We start from the raw sequence: 11,841 nt of genomic DNA on the forward strand, positions 1-11,841 counted from the left end.
GATATTCATCGCAAAAGGCACACAAAGCAATAATGAAGCGTTTTAGTTTTTCTCCCGCCTCCGCTGGCGTAGCCACCATGACCGCGGCCGCTCTTGTCTTCACCTCACAGGTAAGCGTTCCCGTTCTGGCTACCGCTCAAACTAGCCCCATTTCCCGGATGGTGCTCCAACCGGGAAGCAAGGAAAGCTCCGTCATTGTCTCGTGGCGCACCCAGGGCCCGGCAGACAAGGAAGTCCTCGAGGTCACCGGCCCAGGCGGCGCCCAGACCTTTGAAGCAGAGGAAAAGGACGGTGGCGCTATTGCCTACGTGTCCAACTACGCCACCGCTACGGGTCTAAAGGAAAACACCGAGTACACCTACCGCGTCGGCTCCGAGGAGGGCGGCTGGTCCGAGCCTGAAAGCTTTAACACCGGCAGCTTTGGCCAGGACTGGAGCTTCGTCACGGTTTCTGACGCGCAGATTGGAGTCGATGCCGACATCAAGGGTCAGACCGAGCAGTGGAACAAGACCATCGGCAACGCGGTTGCCGACGCCCCTCAAGCCAGCATGATCTGGTCCCTCGGTGACCAGGTTGAGGGCTGGGGCGCGACGATCGCGCAGTACGACGGCTACTTCTCCTCACCGGAGATTCGAAACATTCCCACCAACGCACTGCCGGGCAATCACGAGACGTACCCGTCAGACCTGGCAATGAAGCACTACGATGAGCACTTCATCAACCCGAATCAGGAGCCAGACCTGCGGGATTTCTACTTTGAGCGCAACAACGTTCTCTTCCTTGGGCTCGACACCAACGCCAGCAGTGACGCGGACATTGAGCGCCATGCGGAGTTCATGCGTAAGACCATTGAAAACCGCGGAGCTTTCAATGACTGGATCATCGTGGGCATGCACCACGCCTTCTTCTCTCAAGGCACCCACTACACCGATGGCGATGTAACCAAGCTCCGTGAAAAGCTCGCTCCGGTCATGTCCGAACTGGACGTCGATGCCGTACTCAGCGGCCACGATCACATCTACACCCGTACCCATCTCATGAACGGCCTTGAGCCGGTGAAGGCTCCTGCGAAGCGTGGCGACGTCCTCGCCCCCAATGACGGTGAGGTCCTCTACATCACCACCACCTCGGCGGGCGGCGGCAAGTTCTATGACTTCCAGGGTGAGGACGGGAAGAAGTACCCCAATGCCCGCATGGAAAACATGGACCCTGCTCTGCCGCACGAGTCCACGGCGATCTGGCGCCAGGACTACGACGAGGACTACATGGTCGTCGATGTGACCGGTGATGAGCTCACCTTCCGCACCTACAACGCCAACAACCCGAACTTGGTGGACAAGGTCACGCTGAAGAACAACGACCACGCCATTGCGGACCCGCGCGAAGAGAAGCCGACGACCCCGGCACCGGCGACCACAACTGAGGTCGTCACCACGGAGGTACCGACCACCGTGACCACCACGGAAACCAAAGAGGTCCCCACCACGGTGACCACCACGCTCCCAGCGGAGAAGACCACCAAGACAGTGACCTCGATGGTGCCCACCACTGAGGAAAAGACCATCACCACCAAGGTGCCGACGACCATTACCACTACCAAAACTGCCGAGCCCTCCGAGCCTTCGGATCCCTCCAAGCCAGCCAAGCCAGGTGAGCCAGCCAAGCCGGATGAGAACTGTGACGAGGGCTCTGCGGGGGCGTCGGCAAGCTCGGCAGGCTCCTCCGATGGGTCCTCGGATGATTCGTGCTCGTCCTCTCGCGGCGGCATGATTGGCTTCCTGTTGGGGGCCATCAGCGCGCTGATTGTCGCCGGCGGTGTGGCGGCGCTGGACCCGAACAGCCCGGTCCGCAACAACATTCAGAGCATGCTCGACTCGCTTTACCGGATGTATACCCGGTTGTTCTAAGGCCCCCTAAAACACGCAAACGGAAACGGAATGCACGGGGGTTAATCCCCCTGTATTCCCCGTTCCCAAGCGCAGATCGCCTCCTGTGTGTAATTTAACTCACATGCACACAAAGTCACGTTTCATACCAAAACCATTGCTCACGGCGATTCTTTTCCTCGCAGCAGTCGCTCTCTCCGTCGTAAGCGTTCTCTTTCCCCTCACCGCCACCGCCGAAGATTCACGCTCAACCTCCACTAGTAGCTCCGTGCCGAGCTCCCCCACTGCTTCTAGTGACATGGCCCCGACCATGGTGGTCTTCGATTCCTCCGGTTCCATGATCACCAACGATGCCGGCGGCCAGACCCGCATCGACGCCGCCAAAGATGCCGCCCGCACCTTCATCACCGAAGCCGGGGACGACGCCCCTCTGGGACTTGTCACCTACGGTGGGAACACCGGCGAGGCTCCTGAAGATGAAGCTGCCGGTTGCCAGGACATCACCGTGGTAACGCCACCCGAGGCCGGCAATTCTGAGAAGATGATTGGCCACATGGATGGCCTCCAACCGCGCGGCTTTACGCCCATCGGTGAATCTCTGCGCAAGGCCGCGGCTGAGCTTCCAAAGGAAGGCCAGCGCAGCATCATCTTGGTCTCGGATGGCGTTGCGACATGTACCCCGCCACCGGTCTGCGATGTGGCGAAGGAACTCAAGGAACAGGGTATCGACCTGGTCATCAACACCGTCGGCTTCAACGTTGAGCCCGAGGCTCAGCAGGAACTGCAGTGCATTGCCGACGCCACCGGCGGCACCTATGCCGACGCCTCCGACGCCGATAGCTTGGCCAAGGAGCTTAGCCGCGCAGCACCGCGCACCTTCAACGCCTACGAGTCAGACTTAGAGGAGATCGAAGGCGGCGAAACCGAAGGTTCCCCGGCCACGGTAGACCGTGACGTAGAGGCCTTCTCCACCACTCTTCTTCCGACGGAGGGCAAAGGGCACTCAGCTGAATCCACTACCTTCTTCACTACCCCATTGCTGAAGGCGAGCGCGTGGTGATTGGGCCTGACCCCTTTTTGGTGGACACCTTTCATTCCAGCCCAGTCGGGCTGGGAAGAAAGGTAATCTACCACCATGTCCAGGTACTCCGAACAGTTCAAACGCGATGCTGTGGCCCTCTATGAAAACAATGAGGACCTCTCGCTGAACGCAGCATCAGCAGAGCTCGGTATCAACCGTGCCTCGCTGCATTCTTGGGTCACCAAGTACGGCACCGGAAAGCGTGCCCGCATTAGAGCCGTGCATGATAAAGCCCAAGCGGCGACTGATTCTGAGCGAATCCGCCAGCTGGAAAAAGAAAACGCGAAGCTGCGCGAAGAACGCGATATTCTACGTAAAGCTGCTAAATATTTTGCCGAAGAGACACGCTGGTGATCCGCTTCCAGTTTGTCTATGACCACCGAACCGAATACTCGGTCAAGCGGATGTGCCACGTTTTAAAGCTCAATCGCTCCTCGTTCTATAAATGGGTCCAAACCCGTGAAAAGCGCAGGTTAAAGATGTGTTCCGATGCCCTTATTGGTGCGAGAATTACAACCATCTTCGATGATGAGCACGGGCTTTATGGTGCTAAACGCATCGCTGCAAGCCTCAACGACGATACGGACTTTCCTCCGATCAACCACAAGAAGGTCGCACGCATCATGAAATCCATGGGACTTAAAGGCTTTACCAAGCGCCGCCGATGTGTCACTACCAGGCGCAAGCCTGGCCACCGTGTCATGCCGGACTTAGTAGGCCGTACATTCACAGCCAACGAGCCGAACCGCGTTTATCTTGGCGACATTACCTACCCGCCCTGTAAGGGTGGCAAGAACATGTATTTGGCCACAGTCATTGACACGTATTCACGAAACTTGCAGGTTATGCGATCGCAGACCACATGCGAGTGTCACTGGTCGTCGATGCACTAGCCCACGCGCACGGTGTGCGTGGCAGTCTTGACGGGGCTGTATTCCATTCCGATCACGGCAGTGTGTACACCTCACAAGCCTTTAGGGACCACTGCACCCAGCTTGGTGTTCGCCAATCCATGGGAGCGGTGGGAACGAGTGCTGATAATGCCCTGGCAGAATCATTTAACGCCACCTTAAAGCGTGAAGTCCTGCGTGATCGGAAAGTCTTTGACAATCCCATCGTCTGCCGCCAAGAAGTCTTTCGATGGTGCATGCGCTACAACACGCGCAGACGGCATTCCTGGTGCAACCTTCTAGCCCCCGATGACTTCGAAGCACTCACATCAGCTACACTGACCCAAGCAGCATAGCTAACCCCCGACGTGTCCACTGTCCGGGGGTCAGGCCCGTCTCCACCTCGTACGCCTCAATCCCATCATCACGCGCAGCGAGCTCGTGGAGGCCACCGGACTGTCCCAGCCCACCATCACCCGCGCCACCGCCGCTCTCCTCAAGGCCGGCCTCATCCAAGAGCGCACGGACCTCACCCGCTCCCAAGGTCGCGGCCGCCCCACGGTTCCGCTCGAGGCCTCCGATAACGGCTGGCTCCTTTCCGGCATCGCGGTCGGCACCACCTCGACGTATATCGGCCTCTACGACACCCGCGGCCGCATTATCCGCGAAGACAACGTTCCCACCCCGGTCTCGAAGCTCAGCCCCGATGACTTCGTCGAGCACGTCATCGCTGGCGTCAACCGGCTCACCACCGGTGTCGACCGCACACTCGTTTCCGTCGGCGTGACCACCTCCGGCTCCGTCGACGAAGAAGGCAAGGTCCACGCGGCCAACCTCGGCTGGGACGGCATGGATATCGCAGGACGCCTCGACTTCCAGTTCGGCGTCCCCGTCACTGTCACCCCGGCCGTGCCCGCCATCCTCGCTTCGGAGACGCAGGCCGCTCCTCTCGGCGACGAAGCCCGCACGCTCGTCCTCTTCGCGGATGACTCGATTGGCGCCGCCCTGTCCGATGAGGACGGCGTTGCCTCCATCGAGCTCCCACAGTTCGACGGCGCCGACCCACGCGACACCCTCGTCAACGCCGCGCTTGCGCCCCGTCTCGCTGAGGCTGCCGATGCCCCCTCGGTCCTTGCCCAGCGCGCCTCCGACCTCGGCCGCCTTACGGCCCAGCTTATCGATGCCCACCGCCCCGACACCGTGGTCATCGCCGGCTCCGCCTTCTACGACGTGCCCACCGCGCCGAAGCTCTTTGCCTCGGCCGCACGCGGCGAGCTCGACCCCGATCTCGCGTCCGCGACGGAGCTGCGCATGATCCCCAACCACAAGGAGATCGTCCGCTCCATCGCCCGCGCCGTCGCGCTCGACCCGCTCCTGCGCACGCCGCTTGAGCTGAACACCGCGAAGGTGCGCGCCGCCTAGGCCAGCCCGCACTCCGCACGCAGTTCGGCAAGGTTGCCGTCGTAGAGATACCCGCGCAGCCCTGCCGCCCGTGCTGCGTCGACGTTGCCCTGGGTGTCATCAATAAAGAGTGTGTCTTTCGCACTCGCACCCAACGCGTCCATCGCCACGTCGAAGGCCCGCTTGTCGGGCTTGACCACGCCAATCTCGCCACTGAGCACCACGGCGGTGAATTCCTTGAGTCACGAGTCGTTGCGCTCGCGCACCATACGACCGAGTCCCACCGGAATATTGGACAGCACGCCCACCGCATTGCCCGCGCCAAGCAACTCCTGGGCGACCCCACGACGTCGAGGTCCGGCGCCGTACACGGCTCGAAGTCCTGAGCGACGGCCTCAGAGATATCGAAGTCCGGAAGGCCTAGGCGCACCTGCATCTGGCGCCACCAGCGTTCGTCGCTCACCACGCCCGCGTCATAGGCCGGGCGCAATTCGTTATACGCCGTCCAAAAAGCGGCCGGATCCTCGGCACCGACGAGACGTAGCAGCGCCTCCTTCGGCTCCGGTGGGCGATGACGGAGCAAGACTCCGTAGAAATCGAAAAGATACGTCGACATACATCCAGACTACGGAAAGCCGCGCAGACTCGTCCCAAAACGACAGAGTTCTAGAAACGGAACAAGCGTCCGGGCAGCCCCGTGGGCACGAGCAGCACCGCCACGGCACCCAGCGCCGCGCCTCCTGCATACAGCGGCACAATGGCGTCCGGAATGATGCCGAGCGGCGTGAAGATCACCAAGCCCACGGCGGCAAGCACGAGCGCGCCGCCGACTGACGCAATGGACTTCTGCGGCAGGCTCACCGCGATGAGCGCAGCAAAAAGAAAGAGACCCGCCCCCGCGAAGGGCCCCAGCATGAGTGCCGCACCAAGCAGAAAAGTGCCGAGCGCAACGTGCGTACTGCTCAACGCCATGCCGACGCCCAAGGCGACGGCGAGCGCGAGGAGCACGACCACGGTCCAGGTTTTCTGCTTCATAGACATATAAAACGCAGTCTCCCACCAACCATGGGGTTGGTGGGAGATATTAGGACAATCTTGATGGGTTTGTTACCGCATGGTCACTGTCCCTTGACCTTTGTGTATTAGCTAGGCCTTGATGGCCACGCGTGACTACTTTGCGCGGGAGCCCAGAGTGGCGTCGATGCGCAGGAGGCCGGAGCCATCGTTGCCCACGAGCTTGATCTGGTCAATAATCTCGGTGACGGTGTCCTCTTCCTCAATCTGCTCGTCGAGGAACCAGTTCACGATCTGGCGGGACTCAAGGTCCTTCACCTCATCAGCGGTACGAGCGATCTCGCGGATCTGCTCGGAGACCTTCTGCTCGTGTGCGTAGGCAGCCTCGAAAGCGTCGAGCGGGGTCGCGGCCTTCACAGACGGAACCGGGACATCGGTGAGCTCCACGCGGTAACCGCGTGCGAGGAGGTGGTTGGCAAACTTCTGAGCGTGCTCGCGCTCCTCCGCAGCCTGAGCGTAGAACCAGTCACGCATGCCCGGGAAGGAAAGATCATCCATCTCGTAGGCCAGCTGGGTGTAGATGAGGGCGGCGCCGTGCTCGTTAATAACCTGTGCGTTCAGCAGGCTCTGCAGCTTCTCGTTCATTGAATATCCTTGCCTTTCGGTACCTGTTCAATAGGTAAATTTCTGTCTTTTCCGACGGCTATCCAACGGGTTTCCGGCGGTATAGTCTCCCATAATACAGATATTCAAAAATGCCGCTAGCTAGGTTAGGGTTCCCAAACATGCAGGCCAAAGACAATTTTGGTCACGGTAACCTAAGTTACCGCAACCTGATCAACGCCCGAATCCACACAAACGGAAGCAATCGAACTAGAGTCGGATGCCCGCCCGCTTGAGCGCATCAAGCACCAAAGGCATCCCTGCCACCGCGGTACCCACGAGCGCCACAACGCCCGCAATCACCCCCACGAGGATGCCGATACCCTCGCTCGACGGTTCCTCCGAGCTCAGCGTTCCCAACTGCGCGGAAGCCCGGGCAAGTCCCGTCGACTTATGCCCCTCGACTACCCCGGCATCCTTGCCATCAGCGAAGTCCAGCACGAGATCAACGTCGCCGCCCTCAAGTATCTGACCTTCCTTATAGCGCAGTAGCGAGCCCTCCAGGCCTGCACCCGCGGTGGCCTGGCGATCCTGCGCGCTCACATCGGTCCCAACCGCGATGGGGGCATCGAGGGTGAACGTGACCAGCACGTCATCATCGCCATCCCTGTCGACCTGCGCGCCCTTATCGCCCGGATCCCCGGACAAAACGTAGTCTCCAACGAGCTCGACCTTCGTGCCTTGCACCTGCAGCTTGAGATCTGAGTAGGTGAGATCGAGGCCGGCCGAGCCGCCCGCGCCCAGGCCTTTGTAGGCCACGATATGCGCCGAACCGTCAAGGACGATGGTGCCGTTGCCGTCCGCATCTAACGTCGTCTCAGCGACGTTGACCGGAAAGAGCAGCTGATTGTCCTTATACGTCGCCCCATCCGTGGTCGTCCAACGGCCAGCTGCCATTGGGCCAGCAAGATGCTCCATAAATGAGGTCTTGATGGGCCAGGCGAATGTACCCGCCGTCAGGTCCTGCGTTGCAGCAGTAGCCGGAACAGCCATTGCAGAGACGATAAGAGCAGATGCGAGAGAAGCAGAAGAGATTTTCTTCACGCGACAGACCTCCAGGTCACTTTAGAAATACAGATAAAACAAGAAGGGGGAAGAGAGGAAATAGTGAACCCGGCGCTACGCTGCGCCCGGATACAGCTTCGCTAGCTCGGCGAAGACTGCCGAGTTACACGCGAAGGCGGCCTGTGCCTCGGCGATGAGAGCGGCACGCTGGGCATCAGAAAGCGCGAGCTCGTCGAGCGCCTTGCGGTACGCGCTGCGGTAGGGCGGAATCTTGCCAATCGCCGCGAAGTTATAGAAATTGAGCGCATCCGGGTCGATACCGTAGAGAGCCCCCAGGCGCGCGGCAATAACCTGCCCACCCGAGATATCGCCAAGGTAGCGCACGTAGTGGTGAGCAACGACCCGGGGCTCCGATCCCGGCGTATCGAGCGATTCCAGGCGCGCGACGTAGCGTGCGGTGGCGGGAAGGATACGCACCTCGTCGCGCCACTGCGGGCCGTACATTTCCGCGAGGTCGAGTTCCAGCGCATCGCGGCGTTCCAACCGGGGGTCGGCCACCGCTCCGGCGATGCGAGTATCCGCTACCGTGCGGACCGCGCGCTCAAGCGCCTCATAGATAAACCACAACTGCCCAGTAAAGGTGGCGAGTGCCTCTGCGCTGAGCTCACCCGCCATCAAGCGGGTCATAAAATCTGAGCCCTCTGCGCTGGCGTGCGCTCGCGCGGTTTCCTCACGCAGCATCTGCGAAAGCGGCGTCGTGGTCATGGCAACGGTCATGGCCAAATTCCTCCTGATTAAGTAACGCTTGCCTAACCTTAATGTGGATAGTCTAAACAAGGCAAGCCTTACATATCAAGACCTATGCCATACTTCATGCCCACAGTGACGCATATTCGACCGAAAGTATGACTAATCGTCGCACCCCCATGCTCAGCGCACATCTCTCCCCCAGGTTTTAGTCCCCCAAATTGCCCGAGAGCCGGTCGAGGCGCTGCTGACTGACCGGATCAAGACCCCGAATATCCACGGTCACGCCGCGCTGCGCGTATTTCTCACGCACCGCATCCAGCGTCGCCACAGTCGAGGCATCCCATACCTGCGCAGCCGACATGTCGATATCGACCTCAGAGACTCCCAGCGTGTAGTCAAAGGAATAGACAAGGTCGTTGGACGAAGCAAAGAAAAGCTGGCCGGTGACGCGGTACGCGGCGCGGGTGGCATCGGAAGCAACGAGCTCGACCTGGGTGAGGTGCGCGACGCGACGCGCGAACGCAATCATGGCCGTGAGCACGCCGGCGATGACGCCGACCGCCAGGTTGTGAGTAACCAATGTCCCCACAACCGTCACGAGCATGACCAGCGTTTCCGACAGCGGCATGCGGTGGATGGTGCGCACCGAGTGCCAATCCACCGTGTCCGCGGCGACGAGGATCATGACGGCGACAAGCGCAGTCATGGGAATCGCACCCACGGTATCGCCCAACACAAGGATGAGAATGAGGAGGAAGATGCCAGCGAGCAGGCTCGACAGGCGCGTGCGAGCACCAGAAGCTTTGACGCCAATCATCGTCTGGCCAATCATCGCACACACGCCCATGCCGCCGATGCTCGCCGCAAGGACGTTGCCAATACCCTGACCGAGGGACTCGCGCGTTTTATCCGAGTGGCTGTCCGTAATGTCGTCGACAAGTTTGGCTGTGAGCAGCGACTCCATGAGGCCGACGAGGGCCACGCCTACCGCGTACGGGCCGATGAGCGTGAGCGTGTCGAGCGTGAGCGGCACGTCAGGGAAAACGAAGCCCGGCAGGCTCGTGGGTAGCTCGCCTTGGTCCGCGACGTCCGGAATGTCCCAGCGGAAGACGACGACGAGCACTGTGATGACGAGGATCGTGATGAGCGGGGCGGGGACGACCTCCGTGAGCCTCGGCCACAGAAGCATGATGACCACACCGAGCGCCACGAGGGGATAGACGATCCACGGGACGTGCATGAGGTGCGGCAGCTGCGCGGTAAACATCATGATGCCCAACGCGTTGACGAAGCCAGTCATAACGGAGCGCGGGATAAAACGCATGAGCTTGGCGACCCCGAGGAAAGCGAGAACGATCTGCAGGACTCCCGCCAGCAGCACCGCCGCGAGGACGTACTGCAGACCGTGGGAGGCAGACAAGGGAGCAATGACCAACGCGACCGAGCCGGCCGCGGCGGAGATCATGGCAGGACGACCACCAGTAAAGGAGATGGAGATTGCCATGATGACGGACGCGAAGAGTCCAACGCGTGGATCCAGCCCCGCCAGGATCGAAAAGCTTAAGACCTCGGGGATAAGCGCGAGGGCGACGGCGAGGCCGCCGAAGACTTCCATGCGCAGGCGCGCGGGGGAAGAAAAGACGTAGCGAAAGCTCGCGAGCACGCCGGTAGGCGCAGGAATTTGGGCTCGTCCCCCAACTACCACTTCCAGAGATAAACGAAGGCCCGTCAGCTGCGCGCTGACGGGCCTTCTCCCCATGACTAATCTTTCGGCACTTACCGTGAGAAGGAAGTGGAGCGCGACCTTCCTAGTAAGCAACCGCCCGTGATTAGGCAAGGCTTAGTTTATAAACCTTTAGTTGGATGGTCAAGGGGGAACGAGAACTTTCTCCCGCGATCCCGCGAAATATCACCGTTACCACTAATAATTCCGAAAAATTAATGTATCGCGGCACGAAATAGGATGAGAGTTATGGCAACAGATTCGTTCAAAGAACCGCTCAAAGAACTCGAAACCCTCATCTCCGAGGGACTCGGGCGGTTCTGGCGTTCAGACCCGACTCCCCCTTCCGTCAGCTACGACGCCACCGAAGGCCTGCCGGAGACACCGGCGGCGGAACAAGTTTCAGACTCTCCGCGCCACGGCATTACCACCCCTGCGCCCGCTAACGCCTTGCGCGAGGAAGTGGCCGACGAAATCGCCGAGCTATTGCGTGCCGAGCGCCGCAGCTTCTTCGACCTCGACTTTCGCCATCCACGCGGGTCCGCAGGCGACGACCACGAGGCAGAGACCGCGGCACGCCTGGCATCGCTACCGCTCGGCGCACGCCTGAAGCCACGCGGCGTTTTCGAAGACGACTGGGCAGCGCGCCCGGATGAAGACCACCCATGGCCCATCATTCTCATCCACGGGACGACGGATACGAAAGGCGTATGGCAGCTGCTCGGCTCCGAGCTGCGCGAGGACGGCTGGACCGTGTTCGCACCGGACTATGGCGCCCGCGCCACCGGCCCCATCGCCGCCTCCGCCGATCAGGTCGGCGCGTATATCGACGCGGTCCAAGCCGTCACCGGCGCGGAACAGGTCGTGCTCATCGGACACTCTCAAGTCGGTATCGTCGCCCGCTACTGGATGCATAACCACGATGCGGTGGACCGCGTGCGCCACATCATCTGCCTGTCGGCGCCCAACCACGGCACCACCCAAGGTGGAATCGTCAGCTCGTTGATTTCCAGCCGCCGCCAAGAACACGTCATGCGCTCCATCATCGACGCTTACTTCGGCCCAGCCGGCATGGAACAAATCGTGGGCAGCGCGACGCTGGAGGAGCTCAACCGCAACGGTGACCTGGCCCCCGGTGTGAGCTACACGTGCGTGGCCACTAAGCAAGACTCCATCGTCGTGCCGCCGGAAACCTGTTTCTTGGATCCCGGCGACACTCCCGACGGAACGGTGCGCAATGTCTATGTGCAAGACGTCGACAAACGCGCCGTCGTCTCACACATGGATATGCCCATGGACAAGCGCGTGCGCGCCATCGTGCGCACGGTGCTCAAACAGCTCTCCCCCACCCTGGACAATCCTCACGACGCCCAAAGCCACGCCCTTGCCAACGCGGGTCACGCCGACTCGGAATAGACCCGTGCAGGT

11 protein-coding genes and 1 pseudogene are annotated in these 11,841 nt (G+C 60.8%); 5 read left to right on the plus strand and 7 right to left on the minus strand.

The genetic code is table 11. The features are described from left to right. Positions 1 to 32: 32 nt before the first annotated feature. From QP999_RS12590 to QP999_RS12605, 4 genes and pseudogenes are all read left to right on the plus strand, one after another. On the plus strand, positions 33 to 1,907 hold the full coding sequence (locus QP999_RS12590) for a purple acid phosphatase family protein (protein ID WP_284848427.1): 1,875 nt from the start codon (positions 33 to 35) through the stop codon (positions 1,905 to 1,907). Between the two features lie 103 nt (positions 1,908 to 2,010). Continuing rightward, positions 2,011 to 2,946, plus strand: coding sequence for a vWA domain-containing protein (locus QP999_RS12595; protein ID WP_227486303.1), 936 nt, complete (start codon positions 2,011 to 2,013; stop codon positions 2,944 to 2,946). 75 nt (positions 2,947 to 3,021) lie between these two features. Then, positions 3,022 to 4,213: pseudogene (locus tag QP999_RS12600) on the plus strand (IS3 family transposase). Positions 4,214 to 4,232: 19 nt separating this feature from the next. Beyond that, positions 4,233 to 5,279 (plus strand): ROK family transcriptional regulator, encoded by a 1,047-nt coding sequence (locus QP999_RS12605; RefSeq protein ID WP_070532436.1) that lies wholly within the window; start codon positions 4,233 to 4,235, stop codon positions 5,277 to 5,279. On the opposite strand, the gene QP999_RS12610 is transcribed toward QP999_RS12605, so the two are convergent. The 7 genes from QP999_RS12610 to QP999_RS12640 all read right to left on the minus strand — a co-directional run bounded on the left by QP999_RS12610 (position 5,276) and on the right by QP999_RS12640 (position 10,305). Continuing rightward, positions 5,276 to 5,482, minus strand: a complete 207-nt coding sequence (locus QP999_RS12610; RefSeq protein WP_070524703.1) for an HAD-IA family hydrolase — start codon at positions 5,480 to 5,482, stop codon at positions 5,276 to 5,278. The genes QP999_RS12605 and QP999_RS12610 overlap by 4 nt on opposite strands. An 18-nt stretch (positions 5,483 to 5,500) precedes the next feature. Further along, complete coding sequence (locus tag QP999_RS12615; protein WP_256375375.1) at positions 5,501 to 5,629, minus strand: hypothetical protein; 129 nt, start codon at positions 5,627 to 5,629, stop codon at positions 5,501 to 5,503. A 295-nt stretch (positions 5,630 to 5,924) separates the two neighbouring features. Then, positions 5,925 to 6,293: a hypothetical protein gene (locus QP999_RS12620; RefSeq protein ID WP_083299238.1), complete on the minus strand. Its 369-nt coding sequence runs from the start codon at positions 6,291 to 6,293 to the stop codon at positions 5,925 to 5,927. Positions 6,294 to 6,428: 135 nt separating this feature from the next. Further along, on the minus strand, positions 6,429 to 6,917 hold the full coding sequence (locus QP999_RS12625) for a ferritin (protein WP_070524707.1): 489 nt from the start codon (positions 6,915 to 6,917) through the stop codon (positions 6,429 to 6,431). 228 nt (positions 6,918 to 7,145) lie between these two features. Then, a complete protein-coding gene (locus QP999_RS12630) occupies positions 7,146 to 7,928 on the minus strand; it encodes an HtaA domain-containing protein (RefSeq protein ID WP_083299245.1) in 783 nt (260 codons plus the stop codon). Between the two features lie 126 nt (positions 7,929 to 8,054). Next, positions 8,055 to 8,717, minus strand: a complete 663-nt coding sequence (locus QP999_RS12635) for a biliverdin-producing heme oxygenase (protein WP_180963879.1) — start codon at positions 8,715 to 8,717, stop codon at positions 8,055 to 8,057. A 178-nt stretch (positions 8,718 to 8,895) separates the two neighbouring features. Then, positions 8,896 to 10,305 (minus strand): SulP family inorganic anion transporter, encoded by a 1,410-nt coding sequence (locus QP999_RS12640; protein ID WP_070524759.1) that lies wholly within the window; start codon positions 10,303 to 10,305, stop codon positions 8,896 to 8,898. Between the two features lie 348 nt (positions 10,306 to 10,653). On the opposite strand from QP999_RS12640, the gene QP999_RS12645 reads away from it, so the two are divergent. Further along, positions 10,654 to 11,829, plus strand: a complete 1,176-nt coding sequence (locus tag QP999_RS12645) for an esterase/lipase family protein (RefSeq protein ID WP_070524711.1) — start codon at positions 10,654 to 10,656, stop codon at positions 11,827 to 11,829. Positions 11,830 to 11,841: the final 12 nt, after the last annotated feature.

Source organism: Corynebacterium sp. MSK004 (assembly GCF_030232515.1).
Lineage (GTDB): Bacteria > Actinomycetota > Actinomycetes > Mycobacteriales > Mycobacteriaceae > Corynebacterium > Corynebacterium hesseae.